Here is a 26585-nt window from a genome sequence, read left to right on the forward strand (position 1 = left end):
CCACCCCGATCGACACTGAAGGGCCCGCCCCGGGAGGCACCCCGGGCCAGACCCTCCAGCGCAGTTCACGAGCCCGGTCGCCCAACTCTCGACCGGGCTTCTGCGTACGCGTCCCCGGTCGCGACCGTCTCGTGTGCGGGACGGCTACTGCATGAACTGCCCCACAGCGGCGATGATCGCCACGAACAGTCCCGCCACCGCCAGACAGACCTGCCACTTCTCGGCATCGGTCCATCTCCGGCCGCGGGACTTCACCTCGCTCTGATCACTCACGACTCCTCCTTGCTCCTCCAGCGGTCCCGCTGACGGCCTGGTCCGACAGCGGACCCGCCGCGAGGAGCGGTGCGGAGCGCGTAGGAAGTCTGTCACGGACGCCGGGGAGCGGTGCACCGTAACTCCATGATTGATCTGAGCTTTTCTTGAGCTTCGGTCCGCAGTACGCCACACCACGCGGCGTCCCGCACCACGGGGGCGTTCGACGGCAGGACCCCTCAGGCGTCGTCCGGTCCCGGCCCGCCGGACTCCCACTCCGTCAGCGTCACGACATCCTTGAGGAAACCCCGGACATCGAGGAACGAGGAGAGATGCTCCCGGTGGTCCTCGCAGGCCAGCCAGGTCTTGCGACGCTCCGGGGTATGCAGCTTCGGGTTGTTCCAGGCGAGCACCCAAACGGCGTCGGCCCGGCAGCCCTTGGCGGAACAGATGGGTGCGGCGGCAGCGTTCTCGGTCGCGGATTCAGGGGAGTTCACGGACTCAACCCTAGGTCAGCGCCTGTGCCCGACCGCATCCCCGGCCCGAGAAAAGCGACGCCGAGCAGCCACGGGGGGAGCTGCCCGGCGTCGGTCCGTCGCTCCGACGGGGGATGCGGAGCGCTTACGAAGTATGTCACGCAGACCAGGGTCCGGTGCACCGTAACTTCGTGATTGATCTGAGGTTTTCTTGAGGAACGGACGTGACGCGTATGCGGCCGGGCTCAGACCGATTCCCCGCCGCGGCGGGCCCCGCCGCCCTCCGGACCGGATTCCGCGGAACCGGCCGACGGCACCGCGTCGAGAACCGGCCGCATCGGCGCCGGAACGAAGGTGGAAGGAAGCGAAGGGGTGTTCTCCCGGCCCGCGTTGGCGATGACCACCGCCACGTACGGCAGCAGCACCCCGAGCACGAGCGCCACGATCGCGACATACCGCTCGACGTTCCACAGCACCGCGGCCAGGATCACCGAAACCGTCCGTACGGACATCGAGATCACATAGCGCCGCTGCCTGCCGCGCACATCGTCCGCGAGTCCCTGCCGGGCCCCCGTGATCCGGAAGACCTCGCCGCCGTTCTGCCTGCGCATCACGTCTCCATCACCCTTCCCCCCGCGCCCGGGATCCGGCAGGCCGGGGGACACCTCGTTCCCGTGCCGGACGCTCCCCGGACCGGACCGCAACCACGGTACGCCCGGCACCCACGGGCTTCGAGACCGGGGCACGCTCTTTCGTACATATCGGTATCCGTGCCGCACATACGGACCCCTCCGGCATGCGGCGCCCGGCCGACGGTCCGAGACTGGGCGCACATGCGACATCGCGTCGCACGAGGAGGCGACATGGGCTGGTTGTGGGCAATCATCGTGGGTCTGGTGCTCGGTCTGATCGCGAAGGCGATCCTGCCCGGCAAACAGAACATCCCCCTCTGGCTGACGACCATTTTCGGCATCATCGGCAGCGTCCTCGGCAATGCCGTCGCCACCTGGATCGGTGTCAACGAAACCAAGGGCATCGACTGGATCCGCCATCTGCTCCAGCTGATCGGTGCGGTGGTGGTCGTCGGCGTCGGCGACATGCTGTGGACCTCGTTCCGCGGCAGCAGACAGAGGACCTGAACCCAGGGCACGACGCACCGCGGCCGGACACGCGTCAGGCGTGTCCGGCCGCGGTGCGTACGCGGTCCGGGATCAGCCGGTGACCTCGACGGCGGCGAGGTTCTTCTTGCCCCGGCGCAGCACCAGCCAGCGCCCGTGCAGCAGCTCCTCGCGGGCCGGCGCGCTCTCGCCGTCCGTGACCTTGACGTTGTTCACGTACGCACCGCCCTCCTTCACCGTGCGCCGGGCACCCGACTTGCTCGGCGCCAGGCCGACCTCCACCAGGAGATCCACCAGCGGGCCCAGCTCGGTGACCCGCGCGTGCGGTACCTCGGACAGCGCCGCGCCCAGCGTCGCCTCGTCCAGCTCGCCGAGCTCGCCCTGACCGAAGAGCGCCTTCGACGCCGCGATGACCGCGGCGCACTGATCGGCACCGTGCACCAGCGTCGTCAGCTCCTCGGCCAGCGCCCGCTGCGCCGTCCGCGCCTGCGGGCGCTCCTCGGTGACCTTCTCCAGCTCCTCCAGCTCCGCGGGGCTGAGGAAACTGAGGATGCGCATGTACCGGGAGATGTCCCGGTCGTCCACGTTCAGCCAGAACTGGTAGAACGCGTACGGCGTCGTCATCGTCGGGTCGAGCCAGACGGCCCCGCCCTCGGACTTGCCGAACTTGGTCCCGTCCGCCTTCGTCATCAGCGGCGTCGCCAACGCGTGCACCTCGGCGCCCGGCTCCAGGCGGTGGATCAGGTCGAGACCGGCGGTGAGGTTGCCCCACTGGTCGCTGCCGCCCTGCTGGAGGGTGCAGCCGTAGCGCCGGTACAGCTCCAGGTAGTCCATGCTCTGGAGCAGCTGGTAGCTGAACTCGGTGTAGCTGATGCCCTCGTCGGACTCCAGCCGCCGGGCGATGGAGTCCTTCGTCAGCATCTTGTTGACGCGGAAGTGCTTGCCGATGTCCCGGAGGAACTCGATCGCGGACATGCCCGACGTCCAGTCCAGGTTGTTCACCATGACCGCCGCGTTCTCGCCCTCGAAGGACAGGAACGGCTCGATCTGGGACCGCAGCCGCGACACCCAGCCGGCGACCGTCTCCGGATCGTTCAGCGTGCGCTCGGCGGTCGGCCTCGGGTCACCGATCTGACCGGTGGCCCCGCCCACCAGGGCGAGCGGACGCAGCCCGGCCCGCTGGAGCCGGCGCATGGTGAGCACCTGCACCAGATGGCCGACGTGCAGACTCGCCGCGGTGGGGTCGTAGCCGCAATAGAAGGTGACGGGACCGTCCGCGAGAGCCTTGCGCAGTGCGTCCTCATCAGTGGACTGGGCGAACAGCCCACGCCACTTCAGCTCGTCGACGATGTCCGTCACGGTTCCGGTACTCCTCGTGGTGCGTACGGGTAATGGCTTTCCAGCCCAGTCTAGGTGGGTCACACGCCGGGGCTCACCGAGCTCATGTTGAAGTCGGGGATCCGCAGCGCGGGCATCGCGGACCGAGTGAACCAGTCGCCCCACTCGCGCGGCAGCGTCTTTTCCGTACGGCCCGCCTCCGTGGCCCGCGACAGCAGGTCCACCGGCGACTCGTTGAACCGGAAGTTGTTCACCTCGCCGACGACCTCGCCGTCCTCGACGAGATACACCCCGTCGCGGGTCAGCCCGGTCAGCAGCAGCGTGGCCGGATCGACCTCGCGGATGTACCACATGCAGGTCAGCAGCAGCCCGCGCCCGGTCGTCGCGGCCACCATCTCCTCCAGGGACCGCTCACCGCCGCCCTCCAGCAGCAGGTTGTCGATCGCCGGCGCGACCGGTTGCCCGGTCAGCCCCGCCGTGTGCCGGGTGGTCGTCAGGTGCTCCAGCCGGCCCTCCCGCACCCAGTCGGTCGGCGTCAGCGGCAGACCGTTGTCGAAGACGGAGGCGCCGTCCCCGGAGGCGTGCGCGATCACGAACGGCGCCGACTCCAGGCCGGGTGCGTTCGGGTCGCTGCGGAGCGTCAGAGGCAGCCCGCAGAGCTGCTCGCCGATCCTGGTCCCGCCGCCCGGCTTGGAGAACACCGTCCGGCCCTCCGCGGCGTCCCGCGCGGCCGAGGACCACAGCTGGTAGATCAGCAGATCGGCGACCGCGGTGGGCGGCAGCAGCGTCTCGTACCGCCCGGCGGGCAGCTCGATACGGCGCTCGGCCCAGCGCAGCCGCTGCGCCAGTTCCGCGTCCAGCTCGGCCGGGTCGACGTCCTTGAAGTCGCGCGTCGCGCGGCCCGCCCAGGACGAGCGGGCGCGGTCCGGGGACTTGGCGTTGAGCTCCAGCGTCCCGGTCGGCTGGTCGTGGCGCAGCCGCAGCCCCGTCGACGTGCCGAGATAGGTCGAGGTCATCCGGTGGTGGGCGAAGCCGTACAGTTCACGGCCGCCGGAACGGGCACGGGCGAAGGCCTCGCCGAGTGCCGGGGCGAACTCCGCGAAGACGTCCGAGTCCGTCTCGGCCGGTGCGTCCGTGAAGTCGGGCGACACGGGCACCCCGGCCACCAGCGGCTGCGCGTCCTCCGCCGGTCCGGCCCCGCGCGCCGCGGCCTCGGCGGCCCGCACCAGCGGCTCCAGGTCGTCGGCGGTGACCGCGGACCGCGAGACCACACCCGACGCGGTGCCCTGCGCGCCGTCGACGGTCGCGATGACGGTCAGCATCCGCCCCCGGGTCACCCCGTTCGTCGTGAGCGCGTTGCCGGCCCAGCGCAGATTCGCGGACGACTCCTCGTCGGCGATGACCACACAGCCGTCGGCGGTGGACAGTTCGAGCGCCCGCTCGACGATCTCGTGCGGCTTGCTGACGCGGCTCATCGCCCGGCCTCCTGCGTCGTGTTGAGGATGTTCACGCCCCGGAAGAGGGCGGAGGGGCAGCCGTGCGAGACAGCCGCGATCTGGCCCGGCTGGGCCTTGCCGCAGTTGAAGGCGCCGCCCAGGACGTACGTCTGCGGGCCGCCGACCTTCTCCATCGAGCCCCAGAAGTCCGTCGTCGTCGCCTGGTACGCGACATCGCGCAGCTGCCCGGCCAGCCTGCCGTTCTCGATCCGGAAGAACCGCTGCCCGGTGAACTGGAAGTTGTAGCGCTGCATGTCGATCGACCAGGACCGGTCGCCGACCACGTAGATCCCGCGCTCCACCCCGCCGATCAGATCCTCCGTGGACAGCCCGCCCGGATCCGGCCGCAGCGAGACGTTGGCCATCCGCTGCACGGGGACATGGCCCGGCGAGTCCGCGTACGCGCAGCCGTTGGAACGGCCCAGCCCCGTCAGCTTCGCGATCCGCCGGTCCAGCTGGTAGCCGACCAGCGTCCCGTCCTTGATCAGGTCCCAGGACTGCGCCTGGACGCCCTCGTCGTCGTACCCGATGGTCGCGAGCCCGTGCTCGGCGGTGCGGTCACCGGTCACATTCATCACCGGGGAGCCGTACGCCAGCTTCCCCAACTGGTCGAAGGTGGCGAACGAGGTCCCGGCGTACGCCGCCTCGTAGCCCAGCGCCCGGTCCAGCTCGGTGGCGTGGCCGATCGACTCGTGGATGGTCAGCCAGAGATTGGACGGATCGACGACCAGGTCGTACGTCCCCGCCTCGACGCTCGGCGCCCGCATCTTCTCGGCCAGCAGCCCGGGAATCCGCTCCAGCTCGTCGTTCCAGTCCCAGCCGGTCCCGGTCAGGTACTCCCAGCCGCGCCCCGCCGGCGGGGCGATGGTCCGCATCGAGTCGAACTCACCGGTGGTCCCGTCCACGGCGACCGCGGTGAGCTCTGGATGCAGCCGCACCCGCTGCTGGGTGGTCACGGTGCCGGCCGTGTCCGCGTAGAACTTGTTCTCGTGGACGGTCATCAGTGTGGCGTCCACATGTGCGACGCCCTCGGCGCCCAGCAGCCGGCCGCTCCACTCGGCGAGCAGCCCCGCCTTCTCCTCGGCCGGTACGTCGAAGGGGTCGATGTCGTACGCCGAGACCCAGGTCCGCTCGCCGTGCACCGGCTCGTCCGCCAGCTCGACCCGCTCGTCCGAGCCGGCCGCCGCGATCACCTTGGCCGACAGCTTCGCCATGGCGACGGCCTGCGAGGCCACCTTCGCCGCGGCGTCCATCGTCAGGTCCACCCCGGACGCGAACCCCCACGCCCCGCCGTGCACCACCCGCACCGCGTAGCCGAGATCGGTGGTGTCCGAGGACCCGGCGGGCCGGGCGTCCCGCAGCCGCCAGGACGCACTGCGCACCCGCTCCAGGCGGAAGTCGGCATGCACGGCGCCCAGCGCCCGGGCGCGGGCGAGCGCCGCGTCGGCGAGGGCCCGCAGCGGCAGGGCCAGGAATGACTGATCTACCTCATGGGGCACAGGGGATTCCCTTCTCGATGCACCACGGAAGTGAATCACGCCCGACGGTGACCGCACCGGGGGTTAATCGGACACCGCAGCCGGGGGCCGGGCAAGGTGCGGCCAGAGGGACGGCCTTCTGTAGGAATCCCACAGTGCCCGGGGGAAGGCGCTGTCAGGGGCCGATTGCTCGTGGAGCATCCGGTACCGATAGGTTTTCGACGTACCAGACCGCTAGGGAAAGGGTGATCCGTTGAGCCGCTCGGTTCTCGTCACCGGAGGAAACCGGGGCATCGGCCTCGCCATCGCCCGCGCTTTCGCCGACAACGGCGACAAGGTCGCGATCACCCACCGCTCCGGCGAGCCGCCCGCGGTGCTCACCGAGGCCGGTGTTCTCGCGGTCCGTTGCGACATCACCGATGCCGAACAGGTGGAGCAGGCCTACAAGGAGATCGAGGAGAAGCACGGTCCCGTGGAGGTGCTGGTCGCCAACGCCGGTATCACCAAGGACCAGTTGCTGATGCGGATGTCCGAGGACGACTTCACGTCCGTCGTCGACACCAACCTCACCGGCACCTTCCGGGTCGTCAAGCGCGCCAACCGCGGCATGCTGCGCGCCAAGAAGGGCCGCGTCGTCCTCATCTCCTCCGTGGTCGGGCTCCTCGGCTCGGCCGGGCAGGCGAACTACGCCGCGTCCAAGGCGGGACTGGTCGGCTTCGCCCGGTCGCTGGCCCGTGAGCTCGGTTCCCGGAACATCACTTTCAACGTCGTCGCGCCCGGTTTCGTCGACACCGACATGACGCAGGTGCTCACCGAGGAGCAGCGCAAGGGCATCGTGTCCCAGGTGCCGCTCGGCCGCTACGCGCAGCCCGAGGAGATCGCCGCCGCGGTGCGCTTCCTCGCCTCCGACGACGCGTCGTACATCACTGGAGCCGTCATCCCCGTTGACGGCGGATTGGGCATGGGTCACTGATCACCATGAGCGGAATTCTCGACGGCAAGCGCATCCTCATCACCGGTGTGCTGATGGAGTCGTCCATCGCTTTCCATACCGCCAAGGTGGCCCAGGAGCAGGGCGCGGAGATCATCCTGACCGCCTTCCCGCGCCCCACGCTGACGGAGCGCATCGCCAAGAAGCTGCCCAGGCCCGCCAAGGTCATCGAGCTGGACGTGACCAACCCCGAGCACCTGGACCGGCTCGCCGGTCTGGTGAAGGACGAGCTCGGTTCGCTCGACGGCGTGGTCCACTCCATCGGCTTCGCGCCGCAGGACGCGCTCGGCGGCAACTTCCTCAACACCCCGTTCGAGTCCGTCGCCACCGCGATGCACGTCTCGGCGTTCTCGCTGAAGTCGCTCGCCATGGCCTGCAAGCCGCTGATGGGCGAGGGCGGCTCGATCGTCGGCCTCACCTTCGACGCGCAGTTCGCCTGGCCGCAGTACGACTGGATGGGCCCGGCCAAGGCCGCGCTGGAGGCCACCTCCCGCTACCTCGCCCGCGACCTGGGCAAGGAAGGGCTGCGCTGCAACCTGGTCTCCGCCGGACCGATCGGCTCGATGGCCGCCAAGTCCATCCCGGGCTTCGGCGAGCTCGCCGAGGTGTGGAACACCCGCTCCCCCCTGGCGTGGGACATGTCCGACCCGGAGCCGGCCGGCCGTGCCATCGTCGCGCTGCTCTCGGACTTCTTCCCGAAGACCACGGGCGAGATCATCCACGTCGACGGTGGCGTGCACATGATGGGTGCCTGATCCCGTACGACATCTCGTACAGCAGGCTCCGACACAGCCGCGTACCGCCTGGGAGCAGGTGGTACGCGGCTGTGCCGTGTCCGCGCCCGGCTCCGGCCCGCCCAAGTCGAAAAGCCGGCTCGCTCAACTCGAAAAGATGGTCGATCCACCGCAGAATGTGGTGAACCGGACTGCTGGTCGGGCTGCGGGGAGGAGGTCGCCATGCGCTCCACACGTCGCCGGTCCGGGATACTCCTGGCGGCCTCCATAGCCGTCGCCGGACTCGCCGCCCCGGTGGGGATATCCGTGGCGGGACGGGCCGGAGCCGGGGCATCCGGCTCCGACGCCCCCACCCCGGATCCCGCCGGAGCCGAATGCCGTACGTCGGTCCGGGGCTCCCGGGTCGTCGCCTACTGCCACAACCCGTACCCCTCCACCGACCGCGTACAACTGCACACCGAGTGCCGCCGCTGGTGGGACATAGACGCCGACACCGCCCCGGTCGACGTGGGCCCCGGGCGGACCGTGCGGCTCGACGACCGCTGCTGGAAGGAAGTCGGCTCCGCCTGGGTCACGCACGGGGTGCAGGACGCGGCTTAAGGGCCTGGTCTTTGCCGGAGCGTCCTCAGGCCCGGTCCACCAGGCAGCTCAGCGCATGGCTCGCGGCCTCGGCCGCCGCCGTCTCCCCGTCGCCCGCCCGGATCGCCTCGACCAGCCTGCCGTGGTCCATGTGGTTCTCCGGCCGCAGCTCATGACCGATGTCGCCCCTGAGGTAGTCGCGCAGCAGATCGCCCAGGTCGGCGTAGAGGCCGGTCAGCACGTCGTTGTGCGAGGCGGCGACCACGGCCAGATGCAGCGTCGCGTCCGCCGCGACGAACGCCTCGGCGTCACCCGCGGCCCAGGTCTCCTCCCGGCGCGCCATGAGCGCGTCCAGCTGCTTCAGATCCCGCTCGGTGCGCCGGGCGGCGGCCAGCCTCGCCGCCGACGACTCCAGGGTGGAGCGCAGCTCGGCGACATGGCGCGGATCGGCGGAGGCGAAGCGGCGGTGCATCACCCCGGCCAGCTCGCTGGTGGCGACGACATAGGTGCCCGAACCCTGCCGGATGTCCAGCAGCCCGTTGTGCGCGAGGGCGCGCACGGCCTCCCGGACGGTGTTGCGGGCCACCCCCAGCTGCTCCACCAGCTCGGGCTCGGTGGGAATGCGTGAACCCACGGGCCACTCGCCCGAGGTGATCTGATTCCTGAGCTGGGCAATCACCTGGTCGGCGAGTGCCGAACGCCGCGGAGACGTCAGCGCCATGGTGCTCCTTGGTCGGGGTTGCTGGGGTGGTGAGGGGGACGGGAGTTGCTTCGGGGGTCGTGCCCGGAGCGCATGGTCTCAGAGGGGCTCCCGGCTGATTGGACAATCAATCATCCCATGATTCTATGATGAGCCTCATGCCCGACGACGAAATCCGGCCCCAGACCCGGAACCCGAGCCCCGCCACCACGATGGACGCACCCACGAAACCCGCGGCTGTGCCGACCCTGCAGGACCCGCACACGGCACAGACTGCCGACGGGCCCTCTCCCTGGATGCTCCGGCTGGTCGTCGTCGGGCTGGTCCTCACCGCGCTCAACCTCCGCCCCGCCATCACCAGCCTCGGTGCCCTCCTCGAAGAGGTGCGGGACGGGCTGCACATGAGCGGCAGCGTGGCCGGTGTCCTCACCTCCGTACCGCCGCTCTGTTTCGCGATCTTCGGCATCATGGCGCCGCGCCTCGCCCGCCGCTTCGGCCCGGGGGCGGTCGTCTGCGCCGGCATGACCGCGATCACCGCCGGTCTGGTGATCCGGCCGCTCGTCGGCGGGACGGCCGGCTTCCTCGCCGCGAGCGCCCTCGCCCTCATGGGCATCGCCGTCAGCAACGTCCTGATGCCGGTGATCGTCAAGCGCTGGTTCCCGGACCGGGTCGGCTCCATGACCGGGCTCTACTCCATGGCCCTGGCCCTCGGCACCTCGCTCGCCGCCGCGGTGACCGTACCGATGACCAGCGCGCTGGGCGGCAGCTGGCGACTCGGGCTCGGCGTCTGGGCCGTGCTCGCCGCCCTCGCGATCCTGCCCTGGATCCCGGTGGTACGGGACCGGAGCGGCGCCCCGGGGCAGCCCGCCGCCCAGCACGCCAAAACCCCGGCCCTCAGGATCACCCGAAGCCGTACCGCCTGGGCCCTCGCCTGTTTCTTCGGCCTCCAGTCCACCGCCGCGTACATCACCATGGGCTGGATGCCGCAGATCTTCCGTGACGCCGGGGTCTCGGCCGGTACGGCGGGTGTGCTGCTCGCCGTGACCATGGCGATGGGCGTACCGCTCGCCTTCGTCATCCCGGGGGTGGCGACCCGGATGAAGAACCAGGGCCCGATCGTCGTCCTCCTCGGCAGCTGCGGCCTCATCGGCTACGCGGGCCTCTACCTCGCCCCGGCCGCCGGGGCCTGGGCCTGGGCGCTGCTCCTCGGCATCTCGAACTGCTCCTTCCCGCTCGCCCTGACCATGATCGGCATGCGCTCGCGCACCGGCGCGGGAGTGGTCCGGCTGTCCGCGTTCGCCCAGTCCGTCGGCTATCTGATCTCGATCCCGGGACCGCTGCTGATCGGTGTGCTCTACCAGCACAGCGGCGGCTGGGAGCTGCCGATCGTACTGATGGCGGGCCTCATGGTGCCGCAGATGGCGGTCGGAATCCTGGCCGGGCGGGACCGGACGATCGAGGACGAGTGCTGAGATGCGAGACTGAGTCCATGTCTCCTGTGCTCGACCCGAATCCCCAGAACGGTCAGAAGAAGCTCCTCGCCGTACTCGGAGCGATGCTGCTCATCACCGTGGTCGTCGCGGTGATCGCCTCGATCGCGTCCCCCTGAGCCGCGCGCCCGCCGATGGTGGGGTTAACCCCCGCGTCCCCTAGGGGGCCAGGGTCAGGGTGAAGTGGGTGGGTCACCGGATGGGGTCCCCGGTCCCGGATTTGTAGGTTCTCGGTATCAGCACCGATGACCCACGGAGGCGGACATGCCGGCCCGAACGCACATCCGGACCACCCACCCGGCCACGGGCAGTGTCGAGGTGCGGCTGCCGTGGTGGGCCATCGCACTGCCCGCGCTCGCGTTCGCCGCGCTGCTCCTGCTGATCGCGGGATCCGGTGAGGCGCACGCCGCGGCCGCCGACCCGGCGATCAGCCGGTTGCTCGCGCGAATCGCGGTCCTGGTGACCGGCTGACGGTGTCCGCGCACCCCGCACAAGCGCTTCAACACCCTGCGCCGGGCGGCACATTTCATGCGAAGCTGAGGTGTATGAGCGTCGATACACCTCGCAGGATCGTCCTTCTCAGGCATGCAAAGGCGGAATGGTCGCAGGACTCCGACCACGAGCGGCCGCTCGCGGACCGCGGCCGCAAGGATGCCCCGGTCGCAGGCCGCAAACTCGCCGACTCCGGGATCGACCTCGATCTGGCCCTCTGCTCCACCGCTGCCAGGACGCGCGAGACGTGGAAGCTGGCCGTCCACGAGATGCCGCACCGCCCCAGGACCGTGTACGAGGAGCGGCTGTACGAGGCCTCCCTCGGCGAGCTCATCGCCCTGATCAACGAGACCCCCGACGATGTGCGCGACCTCCTGGTCATCGGCCACAACCCCGGCATGCACGCGGTCGCCGACGCCCTCTCGGAGTCGGCCGAGGGCGACGCCCTGACCCGGATGACCCGCGGCGGCTTTCCCACCGCGGCGTTCGCCGTCGTCGAGTTCACCGGCTCCTGGAAGGGCGTGGAGCACGGAGTGGGCAGGCTGGTCGAGTACTGGACGCCCAACGACTGATCCCGCTGTCGTACGGAGCAGGCCCCGGCGCTTCCGCCGGGGCCTGCTCCGTATGCGTGTACGCGTCAGTCGACGAGACCGTCGGCGGCCTCGACCTCCTCGCGCGTGATGCCGAGCAGATACAGCACGGTGTCCAGGAACGGCACGTTCACCGCGGTGTGCGCGGCCTCGCGGACCACCGGCTTGGCGTTGAAGGCCACCCCGAGCCCGGCGGTGTTCAGCATGTCCAGGTCGTTCGCACCGTCACCGATCGCGACGGTCTGCGCCAGCGGCACCCCGGCCTGCGCGGCGAAACTGCGCAGCAGCCGGGCCTTGCCGGCCCGGTCGACGATGTCGCCGACGACCCGGCCCGTGAGCTTTCCGTCGACCACTTCCAGAGTGTTGGCAGAGGCGAAGTCGAGCCCGAGCCGTTCCTTCAGGTCGTCGGTGACCTGGGTGAACCCGCCCGAGACCACACCCACCTGGTAGCCGAGCCGCTTCAGCGTACGGATCAGGGTGCGCGCGCCCGGTGTCAGCCGCACCTCGGCGCGGACCTTGTCCACCACCGACACATCGAGCCCGGCCAGCAGCGCCACCCGTGCGTGCAGCGACTGCTCGAAGTCGAGCTCGCCGCGCATCGCCTGCTCGGTCACCTCGGCGACCTTGTCCTCGCAGCCCGCGTGAGCGGCGAACAGCTCGATGACCTCGTCCTGGATGAGCGTCGAGTCGACGTCCATCACGACCAGGCGCTGCGCCCGGCGGCTCAGTCCGGCCGACACCACCGCCACATCGACACCGATGCCGGCGGCCTCCGTCGCCAGCGCGGTCCGCAGCTCCGCGGTCCCGGTGCCCGACACCGCGAACTCGACCGCCGTGACCGGGTACTTCGCGAGCCGGAAGATACGGTCGATATTGCCGCCGGTGGAGGTGATCGTGGCCGCTATGGCGGCGGTCGACTCCGCGGTCAGCGGGTGTCCGAGCACCGTCACATGGGAACGCCCGTCGCCACGCGGCCGGTTGTCACCCGTGCCGGAGATGATCTCGGCCTGGAGCTTCAGCGAGTCGGCCCAGCTGTGCACGGTCGCCCGCAGATCGCCCTCGGTGGTGCCGCCCGCGGTGGGAGCGGTGACCAGCGCGCACAGGACTATGCGGCCACGGGTGACGACCTGCTCGATGTCGATGACATCGACGGAGTAGGCGGCGAGGGTGTCGAAGAGCCCGGCGGTGATGCCGGGGCGGTCCTTCCCGAAGATCTTGACGAGAAGGGTGGGGGTGTCGGTGCCCTGACGGGGCTCAGAGGGCTCAGGAGACGAGGAGGACCGAGGTGGCTGAGATGCGCTCATGGTGCTCCCACCGTATCGGCCCCCGCGAGGAGCCGGAGGCCCGTCCCGAGGACCGGACAGCGCGTCGGCCCCCTACCCCCGCCCGGAGCACACGGCCGGTGACGGACCGCGCGCGTCCGCATCCGTCCGGTGGCCGAGGACGGAAATCCCGGCGGTTCGAGGGCGCCCTGGATTTTACTTTTTCTGGCGGTTCGTACGTACTCGGGGCGCTTACCGTGCACTGCTCCCTTTATTCGTGTCGGCACAGTAACGATGCAGGTCTCGGCGGGGTCTTCACCCCGCCCGACTTTCGTATCCGGGACTGGTCCTGGAATAGTTCCTCACGATGTTCAGCATCCCTAGGCCTCCTGTGATGGGGGCAACTCGGGGGACAACTAGTGGGGCGCGGAGTGCCGGAACTCGTACTGGAATTGAATGGAAGGACCTGGACGCTCGATCCGTCCAGGCCGTACACCCTCGGGCGCGATCCGCAGGGCGACGTGACGATCGACGACGCCAGGGTCTCGTGGCGGCACGCCACGATCAGCTGGGATGGCCGGAGTTGGTCCATCGAGGACCACGGCAGCACCAACGGCACCTATGCGCAGGGCAGCCGGATCCAGCGGCTGGAGATCGGCCCCGGCTCCGTCGTGCACCTGGGCAATGCCACGGACGGCCCGCGGCTGAGTCTCACCGCCGCGCCGGGCGCCGATGTGTACAGCGGGCAGGGCGCGGGTGCCCAGCAGGCCCCCGTCCAGCAGCCGCAGCAGGGCTGGCCCGGCCGGCAGGACCCCGCTCCGCAGCAGCCGCAGCAGGGCTGGCCGCAGCAGCAGCCCGTACAGCCCCAGGTCCCGCAGCAGCAGGGCATGGCGAGGACGCCCGGCGCGGGCGGTCCCGGCGGGGCCGCGGGGGCCCCGCCGGTGCACGGCGACCGCAGCCCGACCACGTTCCACCAGCTGGCCCTCGGCCGCGTCATGCGCATCGGTCGTGCGCTGGAGAACGAGCTGGTCGTCTCCGACCTCCAGGTCTCGCGCCACCACGCCGAATTCCACGCGACACCCGACGGCCGCTTCGAGATCCGTGACCTCGGATCCCACAACGGCACGTACGTCAACGGTCAGCCGCTCTCCAAGTCCGGCTCCGCGCTCATCGGCCCCAACGACATCGTCGGCGTCGGTCACTCGACCTTCCGTCTGGTCGGCGACCGGCTCGAAGAGTTCGTCGACACCGGTGAGGTCTCCTTCTCCGCCCGCCATCTCACGGTGACGGTCGACGGCGGGAAGCAGATCCTCAAGGACGTCTCCTTCGGCGTCCCGGAGAAGTCGCTCATCGCGGTCATCGGCCCGTCCGGCTCCGGCAAGTCCACCCTGCTCAAGGCGCTCACCGGTTACCGGCCCGCCAACCAGGGCGACGTCCTCTACGACAACCGGAACCTCTACAAGCAGTTCGCCGAGCTGCGCCAGCGCATCGGGCTGGTCCCGCAGGACGACATCCTGCACAAGGAACTCACCGTCATCAAGGCGCTCAAGTACGCGGCCAAGCTCCGCTTCCCCGCGGACACCACCGAGGCCGAGCGCCAGGCCCGGATCCTCGAAGTCCTCGCCGAGCTCAAGCTCGACATCCACAAGGACAAGAAGGTCACCTCGCTCTCCGGCGGTCAGCGCAAGCGCGTCTCCGTCGCGCTCGAACTGCTCACCAAGCCCTCGCTGATCTTCCTCGACGAGCCGACCTCCGGCCTCGACCCGGGCATGGACCGCGATGTCATGCAGCTGCTGCGCGGACTGGCCGACGACGGCCGCACCGTCCTGGTCGTCACGCACTCCGTCGCCGAGCTGGCGATCTGCGACAAGCTGCTCGTCATGGCGCCGGGCGGTTCCGTCGCCTACTTCGGCCCGCCGGAGGAAGCGCTCAACTTCTTCGGCTACACCACCTGGGCCGATGTCTTCTCCGCGTTCGAGAACTACCGCGACTACGACTGGGCGGGCCGCTGGCGCGGTTCGCAGCACTACCAGATGTACGCCGCGGACATCGACGCCGTCGCCGCACAGTCCGTACACATGCCGCCCCCGCAGCAGATGCGCCCGCCGAAACCGCAGAGCTGGTCGGCCCAGCTGTGGACGCTGATGCGCCGCTACGTCTCGGTGATCGCGTCGGACAAGGGCTTCATGGGTCTGATGGTGATCCTGCCCGCCGTGCTCGGCGTCGTCAGTGTGGTCATCCCGGCCGACTTCGGCCTGGCCCCGCCGAAGCCGCCGGCCCGGTTCAACGGAGCCGCCGGAACGATCATGCTGATCCTCGCGGTCGGCATGTGCTTCTCCGGTGCGGCCAACTCCGTACGAGAACTGATCAAGGAACGCGTCATCTACGAACGGGAACGGGCCACCGGCCTCTCCCGCTCCGCCTACCTGATGTCCAAGGTGATCGTCCTCGGCGTGATCACCGCGATCCAGGGCGTCATCATCTGCGGCATCGGCTTCGCCACCCGCGAGCTGCCCGAAGAGGGGCTGATCATGCCGCCGGCCGTCGAGCTCTGCCTGACGATCATCGTGCTCGGCTTCACCTCGATGATGTTCGGCCTGGTGATCTCCTCGCTGGTGAAGACCGCCGAGAAGACCATGCCGCTGCTGGTCATGTTCGCGATCGTCCAGGTCGTCTTCACCGGCATCCTCTTCCAGGTGTTCGGGTCGCCCGGCCTGGAGCAGTTCGCCTGGCTGATGCCTTCCCGCTGGGCCATCGCAGGCGCGGGCGCGACGCTGGACCTCTCGCACCTCATGGCGCCGTGGGACCCGAAGAACCCGACCGATCTGGACCCGCTGTGGGAGCACTCGGCCGGCCAGTGGGGGATCAACATCTCGGTACTGCTGCTGCTCGGCATCGTCTGCGGCATCGCGGTCGCGCGACTGCTGCGCCGCCACGAGCCGGAGGTCATGCGCAAGTAGCCGCGGACACCGGCACCGGACGCCGAAGGGCGGCACCCCGCGCGGGGTGCCGCCCTTCGGCGTGTGCGGATGCCGTCCGGCGTACCGCGGCGCCGGTCAGTACGCGCTGTTGACGTTGTCCATCGAGCCGTACTTGTCGGCCGCGTAGTTGGCCGCGGCCGTGATGTTGGCGACCGGGTCGTAGATGTTCCACGAGGTGCCCGGGACGTGGTACGCGTTGAACGTCGGCTTGATGACCTGGAGCAGGCCGCAGGACGGGGTGCCGTTCTGGGCGTTGATGTCCCAGCCGTTGACCGCGTTCGGGTTGCCGCTCGACTCGCGCATGATGTTGCGGTGCAGACCCTCGTACGAGCCGGGGATGCCGTGGGCCCGCATGATGTCCAGGGACTCCCTGATCCAGCCGTCCAGGTTGTTGGCGTACACCGGGGTGCGGGCCTCGGAGCGGCTGGCGGCCTGCGTCTCGGCGCGCTTGGCGGCGACGGCCTCCGCCTTCACCTTGGCGGCGGCCCTGGCCTTCGCCTCGGCCTCGGCCTTGATCTTGGCGGCCTCGGCGGCCTTGGCCTTCGCGGCGGCGGCCTCCTTGGCCCTGGCGAGGTCCGCGGCCTTCACCAGCTGCTCGGCGGTGGAGTGCTGTTCGATGATGCTGGCCTGCACGGCCTTGGCCTGCGGAGTACCGGCGACCGACGTGAAGACCGCGGGCTCGGAGGACGCGGGGGCCGCAGCCTCGGGCTTGGGGTCTGCATTGGCGGGGACGAGCGAGAACGAGAGAGCGGCGAGGGCCATGGCGGAGATGCCCGCGACGGAGAGCTTCTGGGTCTTGTTCAGGCGACGACGACGGCCAGGGATGCTGGACACGGACATGCAGGCATACCTCTTCGAATCGCGGGAGTCCTCACGGAGGACGAAGACGGGAAGCGGCGTTTTCGCATCTCCGTCGGGGACGAGTGCAATTCTTAGCGCCAGCAAAATCTGGTGGCAAAGGTGTGACGTACGAACCCTGGTAGTGGGACGGGACCCCGCTCCAACGTGTTGGACCGCGCTCATAGCCACTGATGCGGCACTTATGCATCCACTAGCGGGCTTCGTAAGTGACGTGGGTCCTATGTGCGGCCTCACATCGGGCGGGTAACAATCTCACCAACCGTTGCTCAAGCAATTCGGAGTGTCAGATTCCGATCCAATGCGGACCGTGAGGTGCTCTCCGCCCCGCTGTTCGGGGGCAGCCGGACCTAGTCCCTGCGCCCTAATCCGCAGCCGTCCACAGGCCGATCCGGCGTTCGAACCCCGCCGGTACGGTGAGGCCATGAGCCATCGCCCACCGTCGGGTCTCGCAGCCGTGAGCGCCGCGCTGCTCGCCATGAGCCGGCATCTTGAAGTACGCGACGTCCTGAAGACGATCGTCGCCTCGGCGCGAGAACTGCTGGACGCCGAGTACGCGGCCCTGGGTGTCCCCGATGATCACGGAGGCTTCGCCCAGTTCGTCGTCGACGGGGTCAGCGACGAGCAGTGGAAGGCCATCGGCCCGCTGCCCAGACAGCACGGCATCCTCGCCGCGATGCTCCACGAGGCCGAGGTCGAGCGGCTCGCCGATGTCCGCAAGGACCCCCGCTTCGAGGGCTGGCCCGACGCCCACCCCGACATGTCCGACTTCCTCGGCCTGCCCATCCGGGACGGCGAGGAGATCATCGGAGCGCTCTTCCTCGCCAACAAGCGCTGCCCCAAACCCGAGGGCAGCTGCGGCTTCACCGCCGACGACGAGGAGCTGCTGGCCATCCTCGCCCAGCACGCGGCGATCGCCCTCACCAACGCCCGCCTCTACGAGCGCAGCCGCGAGCTGACGATCGCGGAGGAGCGCTCCCGCCTCGCCCACGAGCTGCACGACGCGGTCAGCCAGAAGCTCTTCTCCCTGCGGCTGACGGCCCAGGCCGCCACCACCCTCGTGGACCGCGACCCGGCCCGCGCCAAGGGCGAGCTCCAGCAGGTCGCCGCGCTCGCCGCGGAAGCCGTGGACGAACTGCGCGCCGCCGTCGTCGAGCTGCGCCCCGCGGCGCTCGACGAGGACGGCCTCATCGCCACCCTCCGTACCCAGATCCAGGTCCTGGACCGGGCCCACACGGCCCGGGTCACCTTCGAGAGTCTGGGCATCCGGGCCCTGCCCGCCGCCCAGGAGGAGGCGCTGCTCCGGGTCTCCCAGGAAGCCCTGCACAACGCGCTGCGCCACTCCGGGGCGGAGCACGTCGGCGTCACGCTGGCCCGGCACGGCAGCGGCACACTGCTGAGGATCACCGACGACGGCAGCGGCTTCGAACCCGCGGCGACCCGGCAGGCGGGCCGGCATCTGGGCCTGGTGTCCATGCGGGACCGCGCGAACGGCGTCGGCGGAAGGCTCACCGTTGAATCGGCGCCCGGCAAGGGCACCACGATCGAGATGGAGGTGCCCGGTGGCTGACAGGATCATCAGGGTGCTGCTGGTCGACGACCACCAGGTGGTCCGCCGAGGTCTGCGTACGTTCCTGGAGATCCAGGACGACATAGAGGTGGTCGGCGAGGCGGCCGACGGCGCCGAGGGAGTGGCCAGGACCGAGGAGCTCCGTCCCGACGTCGTCCTGATGGACATCAAGATGCCCGGCACCGACGGCATCGAGGCCCTGCGCCGGCTCCGCGAGCTGGAGAACCCCGCCAAGGTCCTCATCGTCACCAGCTTCACCGAGCAGCGCACGGTGGTCCCCGCCCTGCGCGCCGGAGCCTCCGGTTACGTGTACAAGGACGTCGACCCGGACGCCCTGGCCGGTGCCATCCGCTCGGTGCACGCGGGCCACGTCCTGCTCCAGCCGGAGGTGGCGGGAGCCCTGCTGGCCCAGGAGGACCCGGGCAGCAGTACGGGCCGGGGGAGCACGCTCACCGAACGGGAGCGGGAGGTGCTGGGCCTGATCGCCGACGGCCGTTCCAACCGCGAGATCGCGCGGGCCCTGGTCCTCTCCGAGAAGACCGTCAAGACACACGTCTCGAACATCCTGATGAAGCTGGACCTCTCGGACCGGACCCAGGCCGCCCTCTGGGCCGTCCGGCACGGAGCGGCGGGCTGACCCGCGCCGAGCGGACCGCTTCCTTCCGGACTGCCGCGGTCACTCCCCGGGCGTGGTCGGCGGCAACGTCGTCCGGGGCCCGGGGCCCGGTGCACGCGGTCGGCGAACACGGACCACATGATCGGCCCGCTCGACCCGGCCCCGGCAGCTTCGGCCGCAACGGCCGACCGGCCCTGCGGCCCGACCGGACCCACGGCCGTACGTCGCCGGACGGGCACGAGGCGCTCACCGCCCTGTGCCCCTCCGGCGGCATCCGGTACCGGTCCGGGGCCTACCGCTCCCGCTCGCGCTCCTCCACATACGCGTTGTACGCGGCGACCTGCGCCCGCCGGGCGACCCGCTCCACCGGCCGCAGCGCCTCACTCCGGGCCGCGATCTCCGAGGCGCTCACCGCCCCGCCGTGCCCGTTCCCGTACGCCACCGAGATCAGCAGCCCCACCCGCTGAGCCAGCTCCAGCACCCGCACCGCCCGCGGCGGATACCCCGGAGCCAGCACCTCGCGCCCCCGCTCCGCCCGCGCCCGGTACGCGTCCACCGCAGCCTCGGCCACCGGCCCCGAACCGGCCACGTCCAGCCGCGACAGCACCGCCGTCGCGTCCCGCAAGCCCTCGGCGAGCTCCCGCTCCGCCTCGCTCAGCGACGGCACATCGGCCGGCGGCGCCTCCCGTACAGGCAGACAACGCCACACCACCTCGATGTGCAGATCCCCTTCCGGCCCCGCCTCACGCACCTCGGGAACCAGTCCGTACGGCGCACCGAAGGCCACCACCGCCTCCTCGGCCTCCAGCGCCCGCGCGTTGAACTCCGGCGGACCGCTCAGCCCGAGCGGATGCCCGGGAGCCGGCAGTGCCACCCGGAAGCCCGTCACCCCCAGACTCCGCAACCGCCCGAGCGCCAGCGTGAGCCCGACCGGCCCCGCCTCGCCCGGCAGTCCCTCGACGCGGTGTACCGCGTCCTCCCCGACAATGGCGAGCGCCGCCTCGTCGGGCGACACCAGTCCCGCCAGAAGCGCGTTTCCCCAAGCGGCCAGCAGCCCTGAGCGTGGTTCCGAAAGCATGGGAACAGCCTAGGGAACGGGCCCGGGGCCCGTCGTCACGCGGGCCCAGCGCCGGGAGCACTCGTACGGTGGCGTAGATTTCCCTGGGAGCTGTGCCCGCAGGCACCGACGATCTCGACACTGCATGGGGAGACAACGCGCCATGAGCGATGTACTGGAGCTGGTGGACGTATCCGTGGTCCGCGACGGACGCGCTCTGGTGGACGACGTCTCCTGGTCGGTCAAGGAGGGGGAGCGCTGGGTCATCCTCGGACCCAACGGCGCAGGCAAGACCACCCTCCTCAACATCGCGTCCAGCTACCTCTTCCCGAGCACCGGCACCGCCAAGGTCCTCGGCGAGCAGCTCGGCGGCGTCGGCACCGATGTCTTCGAGCTCCGCCCCCGCATCGGCATCGCGGGCGTCGCCATGGCCGAGAAGCTGCCCAGGCGCCAGACCGTGCTGCAGACGGTGCTCACCGCCGCGTACGGCATGACCGCCACCTGGCACGAGAACTACGAGGCCGTCGACGAGGAGCGCGCCCGCGCCTTCCTCGACCGGCTCGGCATGACCGAGTACCTCGACCGCAAGTTCGGCACCCTGTCCGAGGGCGAGCGCAAGCGCACCCTGATCGCCCGCGCCATGATGACCGACCCCGAGCTGCTGCTGCTCGACGAGCCGGCGGCGGGACTCGACCTCGGCGGCCGCGAGGACCTGGTCCGCCGCCTCGGCCGGCTGGCCCGCGACCCGTACGCCCCCTCCATGATCATGGTCACCCACCATGTCGAGGAGATCGCCCCCGGGTTCACCCACGTCCTGATGATCCGCCAGGGCAAGGTGCTCGCCGCGGGCCCCATGGAGACCGAACTCACCTCCCGCAACCTCTCCCTCTGCTTCGGACTGCCGCTCGTCGTCGAGCACACCGGCGACCGCTACACGGCCCACGGACTGCCGCTCTCGTAAGCACGGCCGACGACAACTTCCGGCCCGAAGTGCCCAACCGGGCGCAGCGGCCGGCTCGCGCCCTGTCCGCGAGGGTGTTCGCGGTTCTACCATGACCACGTGGACATCGACGCGTGGGTGTGGTGGCTGATCGGCGCGGTGGGACTGGGCATCCCCCTCGTCATGACCGCGATGCCCGAGTTCGGCATGTTTGCCGTCGGAGCGGTCGCCGCGGCAGTGGTCGCGGCACTCGGCGGCGGCATCGTGGCCCAGGTGCTGGTCTTCGTCGTGGTCTCCGTGGCGCTCATCGCCGTGGTCCGCCCGATCGCTGCCAGACACCGTACGGACCGCCCCCAACTCGCCACCGGCATAGATGCGCTGAAAGGCCGTCAAGCCGTCGTCCTGGAACGGGTGGACGGCAGCGGCGGCCGGATCAAACTGGCCGGGGAGATCTGGTCCGCCCGCGCACTCGACGAGGGCCAGAGCTTCGATCCGGGCCAACAGGTCGATGTCGTCGACATCGACGGAGCCACGGCAGTCGTCATGTGACCGAACCACCCACAAGGCAGAGCGCGTTCTGTCAGACTCGATGTAGATCATCATGAGATCGGGGCCGGCGCAGCATCCGGCTCCTCCCGCGAACTCGACCTCGATCATCGCGATCCGTCGGCAACCGAAGGGCAACGAGGAACACGATGCAACCGATCATCATCGTCCTGATCATTCTGGTGGTGCTCGTCTTCATCGCCCTGATCAAGACGATCCAGGTCATCCCGCAGGCCAGCGCCGCCATCGTGGAGCGCTTCGGCCGCTACACCCGCACGCTCAACGCAGGCCTGAACATCGTCGTTCCATTCATCGACTCCATCCGCAACCGCATCGACCTCCGTGAACAGGTCGTGCCGTTCCCGCCCCAGCCGGTGATCACCCAGGACAACCTGGTCGTCAACATCGACACCGTCATCTACTACCAGGTGACCGACGCGAGGGCAGCGACCTACGAAGTCGCCAGCTACATCCAGGCGATCGAGCAGCTCACCGTCACCACCCTCCGCAACATCATCGGTGGCATGGACCTGGAGCGGACGCTGACCTCCCGCGAGGAGATCAATGCGGCCCTGCGGGGAGTCCTCGACGAGGCCACCGGCAAGTGGGGCATCCGCGTCAACCGCGTCGAGCTCAAGGCGATCGAGCCGCCCACCTCCATCCAGGACTCGATGGAGAAGCAGATGCGCGCAGACCGTGACAAGCGCGCCGCGATCCTCCAGGCCGAAGGAACGCGCCAGTCCGCCATCCTCACCGCGGAGGGCGAGAAGCAGTCCGCGATCCTGCGCGCCGAGGGCGAGGCCAAGGCATCGGCCCTGCGCGCCGAGGGCGAGGCCCAGGCGATCCGTACGGTCTTCGAGTCCATCCACGCCGGAGACCCCGACCAGAAGCTCCTCTCGTACCAGTACCTCCAGATGCTCCCGAAGATCGCCGAGGGCGACGCCAACAAGCTCTGGATCGTGCCCAGCGAGATCGGCGACGCCCTCAAGGGACTCAGCGGCGCCTTCGGCAACCTCGGCAACGGCGCCCCGGGCTTCGACACGGGCAAGGAACGCCGGGAGCAACCCCCGGTCGACTGACGCGTACACGCCCCGTGCATGATCGGTGCACCAAGCACCGATCACGCACGGGGGATTCGCCATGAACTTCTGGGAGATGCTCGCCGTCTTCGCAGCGGGCATCAGCGCCGGCACGATCAACACGATCGTCGGCTCGGGAACGCTGATCACCTTCCCCGTGCTCCTCGCCACCGGTCTGCCCCCGGTCACGGCCACCGTCTCCAACGGCCTCGGCCTGATTCCCGGCTCGGTCAGCGGCGCCATCGGCTACCGCAAGGAGCTCGAAGGCCAGGGCCGCCGCGTACTCAAACTCTCCGTCGGCGCCCTGATAGGCGGCCTCACCGGCGCCACCCTCCTGCTGGCCCTGCCCTCCACGGCCTTCGAGACCATCGTGCCGGTCCTGGTGGCCCTGGCGCTCGTCCTGGTCATCCTGCAACCACGCATCAGCAAAGCGGTCCAGCGCCGACGCGAGCACAGCGGCACCCGGACCCACTCCGACGGCGGGCCGCTCCTGTTCGTCGGACTGATGCTCGCCAGCGTCTACGGCGGCTACTTCACCGCAGCCCAGGGGATCATCTACCTCTCCCTGATGGGCATGCTGCTCGACGACACCATGCAGCGCCTCAACGCCGTCAAGAACGTGCTGGCCGCCGTCGTCAACAGCATCGCCGCGGTCTTCTTCCTCTTCGTCGCGGACTTCGACTGGACGGCCGTCGTGCTCATCGCGGTCGGCTCCGCGCTGGGCGGCCAGATCGGCGCCAGGATCGGCCGCCGCCTCAGCCCCGTGGTCCTGCGCGTCCTCATCGTCGCGGTCGGCACGGTCGCCATCGTCCAGCTGGTGCTCCGCTGACACACGGAAGCCCGTCTCCCCCGGAGACGGGCTTCCGCCACGACAGAATGTGCAGGCCGACTACGCCGCTGCGCTCTCCAGCCACTCCGGCAGCTCCGACCGCTCACCGGCCCCCAGTGCCAGCAGCATCGCCTGCGCCGGAGACGGCACGAACGGCTGGCGCAGCAGCGGCATCCCCGCCTGCTCCGGCGTCCGGGCCGCCTTGCGGTGATTGTCCTCGGCGCAGGACGCCACCGTGTTGAGCCAGGTGTCCTGGCCGCCCTGGGCGCGCGGCACGACATGGTCGACGGTGCTCGCCCGCCGCCCGCAGTACGCGCACCGGTGCTGGTCCCGTATCAGCACACCCCTGCGGGACCACGCGGCATGTCTTCGGAAGGGCACCCGTACGTACCGGCAGAGCCTGATCACCCGGGGCACCGGAATGTCCACGGCGGCGCCACGCATACGGAGATCGGGATGCGACTGCTCGACGACGGCCTTGTCCTGCAGAATCAGCACCACCGCACGGTTCAGCGTCACCGTCGACAGCGGCTCGAAGCTCGCGTTCAGTACCAGCGTGTCCCGCATCTCGCCCACCTCCCGTGTGCCGCCCGCCCCCTGGCAGGCCCGGATCAACTCTGGCCGGGCAGGCCGTGATGGACAACGCAATAAAAAGTGCCCTGCCCTGATCTCTCCAGGACCAGGACAGGGCAAACAGCGGGGGAACTCTCGGTGGAACCCCGGAACAGGCTCAGGCGGGACCCGTGTACTCACCGATCAGCTGAGCACGGCCCAGCGTGTGGAACCGCAGATTGAACCCGACGACCGCGGGCGACGCATCGCTGTCGACCCCCAGCTTCTCGGTGTCCACCGCGTACACGGTGAACACATAGCGGTGGTTCTCCCCAGCCGGCGGCGCGGCGCCGCCGAACTCCTTCGACCCGTAGTCGTTGCGGACCTGTACGGCACCGGCGGGCAGCCCGTCGAACTTCCCGCTGCCCGCACCAGCCGGCAGCTCCGTGACCGAGGCCGGGATGTCGAAGACCACCCAGTGCCAGAATCCGCTGCCGGTGGGGGCATCGGGGTCGAAGCAGGTCACGGCGAAGCTCTTGGTCTGCGCCGGAAACCCTTCCCACCGCAGCTGCGGCGAGGTGTTCCCGGCCGCGAACACCTGAGCGTCCGCCAGCACGGCGCCGGGAGCGAGATCCTCGCTCTCCACCGTGAACGACGGCACCTCCGGATGGAAGTCGTGCGGCAGCGGCGCCTTCTTCGGCTCGGTCACGTCAGCACCTTTCCTGATCGCTGTACTACTGCAGTCGGCAGGTCTCCCACCGACCCTAGAGCCAGTTGCGCTGACCGCCGACCTGGGCCAGCCACTGATGGAGATACGCCGCCCAGTCGGTCCCCTGGAAGTCGTTCAGCCCGACCTTGAAGGCGCGGTACGAGTCGCTGCCCTCGCTGAAGAGTCCCGGCTTCTTGTCCATCTCCAGGACGACATCCATCTCACGGTCGTCCGCGACGAACGTCAGCTCCACCTGGTTCAGACCGCGGTACTGCTGCGGCGGGAAGAACTCGATCTCCTGGTAGAACGGCAGCCGCTGCCGCGTGCCGCGGATGTGACCGCGCTCCATGTCCGCGCTGCGGAAGCCGAAGCCGAGCTGCCCGAAGGCGTCGAGGATGGCCTGCTGCGCTGGCAGCGGGTGGACATTGATCGGGTCCAGGTCGCCCGAGTCCAGCGCCCGCGCGATCTCCAGCTCCGTGGTCACACCGATGTTCATGCCGTGCAGGTGCTGACCGGCGAACATCGTGATCGGCGTCTCCCACGGGATCTCCAGCCCGAAGGGAACGACGTGCACGGCACCGGCCCGCACCTCGAACGCGCCACCGAGCTGCAACTTGGTGAACTCGATGTCCTGCTTGATCTCCGTGTCCTGGCCCTCGACCTCGACCCGGGCCTGCAGCCCCACGGAGAGCCCCTCGATCTGCTGATCCACGGATCCGCCCTGGATCCGCACCTCACCCTGGACGACTCCGCCCGGTACGACGTTGAGCTCGGAGAGCTCGGTCTCCACCGAGGCGCCGCCGGCACCCAGGCTCGCGAGCAGCCGCTTGAAGCCCATGTTTACTCCTCCTTGGTCCTGACCCCTACATACGCGCCACGACCGTAGTCGGTTCCCGGTAACCTCGACCGCCATGATCGAGGGCTTGGACCGTACGCCGCTGGCACGCGACTTCTTCGACCGCCCCGTACTGGAGGTCGCACCCGACCTCCTGGGCCGGACCCTGGTGCGCGCCACTCCGGAAGGGCCCATCGAGCTCCGTCTCACCGAGGTGGAGGCGTACGCCGGTGAGATCGATCCCGGATCGCACGCGTTCAGGGGCCGCACCGCACGCAACAGCGTGATGTTCGGACCGCCCGGCCACGCGTACGTCTACTTCACCTACGGGATGTGGCACTGCCTCAACCTGGTGTGCGGTCCCGAGGGCAGGGCCAGCGGGGTTCTGCTCCGTGCCGGCGACATCCAGGTCGGTGCCGAACTCACGCGCCACCGTCGAAACTCGGCCCGCAATGACAAGGAACTGGCCAAAGGTCCGGCCCGCCTTGCCACCGCCCTCGATGTCGACCGAGCACTGAACGGCACCGACGTCATCGCCCACCCCGGCGCCCCGCTGTCCGTGCTGCACGGCACCCCGCCACCACGTGACCAGGTACGCAACGGCCCACGCACCGGAGTGGGCGGCGACGGAGCCACGCACCCCTGGCGCTTCTGGATCGACGGCGACCCCACGGTGAGCCCCTACCGGGCCCATGTGCCTCGCCGCCGCGCAATTTGACTCGCCCTTGGGGGCCGCCTACTGTATCCCGAGCCGCTTGAAACGGGCACTGCTGTCGGTACGGTCTCTCGGACCGCATCCGAGCATCCCGGAGCGGCCAACCACTACCTACGAACAACCCTGACGGGTGCGAATTTTGCATGCCGTAATTCAATCCACTCGACTCGATTATGAGTCGCCAGGGAGATCGGCTAATGTAGTGGACACGCCGAAAGGCAAAGGCCACTCCAGCGGTCACCGGAATTCAAATTCGAACCGGAAACGGAACGAAAAAGAGTCTGGTAAGGTTGGAGCCGCCG

29 protein-coding genes are annotated in these 26585 nt (G+C 69.6%); 16 read left to right on the top strand and 13 right to left on the bottom strand.

Translation table 11 applies throughout. The features are described 5' to 3' along the window. Positions 1 to 144: 144 nt before the first annotated feature. From IE107_RS35680 to IE107_RS04705, 3 genes are all read right to left on the bottom strand, one after another. Positions 145 to 273 carry a hypothetical protein gene (locus IE107_RS35680; RefSeq protein WP_268246556.1) on the bottom strand — a complete coding sequence of 43 codons (129 nt, stop codon included), beginning with the start codon at positions 271 to 273 and terminating at the stop codon, positions 145 to 147. Positions 274 to 491: 218 nt separating this feature from the next. After that, complete coding sequence (locus IE107_RS04700; protein ID WP_189541314.1) at positions 492 to 749, bottom strand: hypothetical protein; 258 nt, start codon at positions 747 to 749, stop codon at positions 492 to 494. 224 nt (positions 750 to 973) lie between these two features. Continuing rightward, positions 974 to 1339: a DUF3099 domain-containing protein gene (locus IE107_RS04705; RefSeq protein WP_189541316.1), complete on the bottom strand. Its 366-nt coding sequence runs from the start codon at positions 1337 to 1339 to the stop codon at positions 974 to 976. 252 nt (positions 1340 to 1591) lie between these two features. Between IE107_RS04705 and IE107_RS04710 the strand changes: the two genes are divergently transcribed. After that, complete coding sequence (locus tag IE107_RS04710) at positions 1592 to 1867, top strand: GlsB/YeaQ/YmgE family stress response membrane protein (protein WP_189541318.1); 276 nt, start codon at positions 1592 to 1594, stop codon at positions 1865 to 1867. Positions 1868 to 1939: 72 nt separating this feature from the next. Here the strand turns inward: IE107_RS04710 and tyrS are convergent, their stop codons facing one another. Genes tyrS through IE107_RS04725 form a run of 3 tightly spaced genes read right to left on the bottom strand, consistent with a single transcriptional unit; the run spans position 1940 to position 6179 of the window. Beyond that, the gene (gene tyrS, locus IE107_RS04715) at positions 1940 to 3205 is read right to left on the bottom strand and encodes a tyrosine--tRNA ligase (RefSeq protein ID WP_189541320.1); all 1266 of its coding nucleotides are present in this window, start codon (positions 3203 to 3205) and stop codon (positions 1940 to 1942) included. A gap of 59 nt (positions 3206 to 3264) precedes the next feature. Next, complete coding sequence (locus IE107_RS04720) at positions 3265 to 4659, bottom strand: metallopeptidase TldD-related protein (RefSeq protein WP_189541322.1); 1395 nt, start codon at positions 4657 to 4659, stop codon at positions 3265 to 3267. Continuing rightward, positions 4656 to 6179: a TldD/PmbA family protein gene (locus IE107_RS04725; RefSeq protein WP_189541324.1), complete on the bottom strand. Its 1524-nt coding sequence runs from the start codon at positions 6177 to 6179 to the stop codon at positions 4656 to 4658. The genes IE107_RS04720 and IE107_RS04725 overlap by 4 nt, the downstream gene beginning before the upstream one ends. Before the next feature lie 232 nt (positions 6180 to 6411). On the opposite strand from IE107_RS04725, the gene fabG reads away from it, so the two are divergent. The 3 genes from fabG (at position 6412) to IE107_RS04740 (ending at position 8483) form a co-directional block, all read left to right on the top strand. After that, the gene (fabG, locus tag IE107_RS04730) at positions 6412 to 7131 is read left to right on the top strand and encodes a 3-oxoacyl-[acyl-carrier-protein] reductase (protein ID WP_189541326.1); all 720 of its coding nucleotides are present in this window, start codon (positions 6412 to 6414) and stop codon (positions 7129 to 7131) included. Between the two features lie 5 nt (positions 7132 to 7136). Further along, positions 7137 to 7904: an enoyl-ACP reductase FabI gene (gene fabI / locus IE107_RS04735; RefSeq protein WP_189541328.1), complete on the top strand. Its 768-nt coding sequence runs from the start codon at positions 7137 to 7139 to the stop codon at positions 7902 to 7904. A 201-nt stretch (positions 7905 to 8105) separates the two neighbouring features. Further along, on the top strand, positions 8106 to 8483 hold the full coding sequence (locus tag IE107_RS04740; RefSeq protein ID WP_189541330.1) for a hypothetical protein: 378 nt from the start codon (positions 8106 to 8108) through the stop codon (positions 8481 to 8483). 25 nt (positions 8484 to 8508) lie between these two features. Here the strand turns inward: IE107_RS04740 and IE107_RS04745 are convergent, their stop codons facing one another. Next, positions 8509 to 9183, bottom strand: coding sequence for a FadR/GntR family transcriptional regulator (locus IE107_RS04745; protein WP_189541332.1), 675 nt, complete (start codon positions 9181 to 9183; stop codon positions 8509 to 8511). A 137-nt stretch (positions 9184 to 9320) separates the two neighbouring features. Between IE107_RS04745 and IE107_RS04750 the strand changes: the two genes are divergently transcribed. The 4 genes from IE107_RS04750 to IE107_RS04760 all read left to right on the top strand — a co-directional run bounded on the left by IE107_RS04750 (position 9321) and on the right by IE107_RS04760 (position 11716). Further along, positions 9321 to 10634: a CynX/NimT family MFS transporter gene (locus tag IE107_RS04750; RefSeq protein WP_229866687.1), complete on the top strand. Its 1314-nt coding sequence runs from the start codon at positions 9321 to 9323 to the stop codon at positions 10632 to 10634. 26 nt (positions 10635 to 10660) lie between these two features. Then, positions 10661 to 10771: an SGM_5486 family transporter-associated protein gene (locus IE107_RS35685; RefSeq protein WP_268246558.1), complete on the top strand. Its 111-nt coding sequence runs from the start codon at positions 10661 to 10663 to the stop codon at positions 10769 to 10771. 145 nt (positions 10772 to 10916) lie between these two features. Next, positions 10917 to 11123 carry a hypothetical protein gene (locus tag IE107_RS04755; protein ID WP_189541333.1) on the top strand — a complete coding sequence of 69 codons (207 nt, stop codon included), beginning with the start codon at positions 10917 to 10919 and terminating at the stop codon, positions 11121 to 11123. Positions 11124 to 11197: 74 nt separating this feature from the next. Further along, positions 11198 to 11716 (top strand): SixA phosphatase family protein, encoded by a 519-nt coding sequence (locus IE107_RS04760; protein ID WP_189541335.1) that lies wholly within the window; start codon positions 11198 to 11200, stop codon positions 11714 to 11716. A 65-nt stretch (positions 11717 to 11781) separates the two neighbouring features. Here the strand turns inward: IE107_RS04760 and serB are convergent, their stop codons facing one another. Continuing rightward, positions 11782 to 13038 carry a phosphoserine phosphatase SerB gene (gene serB / locus IE107_RS04765; RefSeq protein ID WP_189541337.1) on the bottom strand — a complete coding sequence of 419 codons (1257 nt, stop codon included), beginning with the start codon at positions 13036 to 13038 and terminating at the stop codon, positions 11782 to 11784. 377 nt (positions 13039 to 13415) lie between these two features. On the opposite strand from serB, the gene IE107_RS04770 reads away from it, so the two are divergent. Then, entirely contained in the window at positions 13416 to 15956 is a 2541-nt protein-coding gene (locus IE107_RS04770; protein WP_189541339.1) for an ABC transporter ATP-binding protein/permease, read from the top strand. Between the two features lie 96 nt (positions 15957 to 16052). Here the strand turns inward: IE107_RS04770 and IE107_RS04775 are convergent, their stop codons facing one another. Next, positions 16053 to 16817, bottom strand: a complete 765-nt coding sequence (locus IE107_RS04775; protein WP_189541341.1) for a transglycosylase SLT domain-containing protein — start codon at positions 16815 to 16817, stop codon at positions 16053 to 16055. A gap of 442 nt (positions 16818 to 17259) precedes the next feature. Here IE107_RS04775 and IE107_RS04780 point away from each other — a divergent pair, with 442 nt between their 5' ends. Both IE107_RS04780 and IE107_RS04785 read left to right on the top strand, forming a co-directional pair. Next, complete coding sequence (locus tag IE107_RS04780) at positions 17260 to 18405, top strand: GAF domain-containing sensor histidine kinase (protein WP_189541343.1); 1146 nt, start codon at positions 17260 to 17262, stop codon at positions 18403 to 18405. Next, positions 18398 to 19042 carry a response regulator gene (locus IE107_RS04785; protein ID WP_189541345.1) on the top strand — a complete coding sequence of 215 codons (645 nt, stop codon included), beginning with the start codon at positions 18398 to 18400 and terminating at the stop codon, positions 19040 to 19042. Before IE107_RS04780 ends, IE107_RS04785 begins: the two co-directional genes overlap by 8 nt. Before the next feature lie 271 nt (positions 19043 to 19313). Here the strand turns inward: IE107_RS04785 and IE107_RS04790 are convergent, their stop codons facing one another. After that, complete coding sequence (locus IE107_RS04790; protein WP_189541347.1) at positions 19314 to 20099, bottom strand: Rv1486c family protein; 786 nt, start codon at positions 20097 to 20099, stop codon at positions 19314 to 19316. 142 nt (positions 20100 to 20241) lie between these two features. On the opposite strand from IE107_RS04790, the gene IE107_RS04795 reads away from it, so the two are divergent. The 4 genes from IE107_RS04795 (at position 20242) to IE107_RS04810 (ending at position 23472) form a co-directional block, all read left to right on the top strand. Beyond that, complete coding sequence (locus tag IE107_RS04795; protein WP_189541349.1) at positions 20242 to 21039, top strand: ABC transporter ATP-binding protein; 798 nt, start codon at positions 20242 to 20244, stop codon at positions 21037 to 21039. A 99-nt stretch (positions 21040 to 21138) separates the two neighbouring features. Next, positions 21139 to 21567, top strand: coding sequence for an NfeD family protein (locus tag IE107_RS04800; protein ID WP_189541351.1), 429 nt, complete (start codon positions 21139 to 21141; stop codon positions 21565 to 21567). Positions 21568 to 21713: 146 nt separating this feature from the next. Beyond that, positions 21714 to 22643 (top strand): SPFH domain-containing protein, encoded by a 930-nt coding sequence (locus tag IE107_RS04805; RefSeq protein WP_093895790.1) that lies wholly within the window; start codon positions 21714 to 21716, stop codon positions 22641 to 22643. A 61-nt stretch (positions 22644 to 22704) separates the two neighbouring features. Further along, positions 22705 to 23472 carry a sulfite exporter TauE/SafE family protein gene (locus IE107_RS04810; RefSeq protein WP_189541352.1) on the top strand — a complete coding sequence of 256 codons (768 nt, stop codon included), beginning with the start codon at positions 22705 to 22707 and terminating at the stop codon, positions 23470 to 23472. Between the two features lie 60 nt (positions 23473 to 23532). Here the strand turns inward: IE107_RS04810 and IE107_RS04815 are convergent, their stop codons facing one another. From IE107_RS04815 to IE107_RS04825, 3 genes are all read right to left on the bottom strand, one after another. Further along, a complete protein-coding gene (locus IE107_RS04815; protein ID WP_189541354.1) occupies positions 23533 to 24039 on the bottom strand; it encodes an HNH endonuclease in 507 nt (168 codons plus the stop codon). Positions 24040 to 24202: 163 nt separating this feature from the next. After that, complete coding sequence (locus tag IE107_RS04820; protein WP_189541356.1) at positions 24203 to 24733, bottom strand: YbhB/YbcL family Raf kinase inhibitor-like protein; 531 nt, start codon at positions 24731 to 24733, stop codon at positions 24203 to 24205. Positions 24734 to 24788: 55 nt separating this feature from the next. Continuing rightward, positions 24789 to 25571, bottom strand: a complete 783-nt coding sequence (locus IE107_RS04825; RefSeq protein WP_189541358.1) for a sporulation protein — start codon at positions 25569 to 25571, stop codon at positions 24789 to 24791. A gap of 73 nt (positions 25572 to 25644) precedes the next feature. Here IE107_RS04825 and IE107_RS04830 point away from each other — a divergent pair, with 73 nt between their 5' ends. After that, entirely contained in the window at positions 25645 to 26286 is a 642-nt protein-coding gene (locus IE107_RS04830) for a DNA-3-methyladenine glycosylase (RefSeq protein WP_189541361.1), read from the top strand. Positions 26287 to 26585 lie beyond the last annotated feature (299 nt).

This window comes from Streptomyces gelaticus (assembly GCF_014649535.1).
GTDB lineage: Bacteria > Actinomycetota > Actinomycetes > Streptomycetales > Streptomycetaceae > Streptomyces > Streptomyces gelaticus.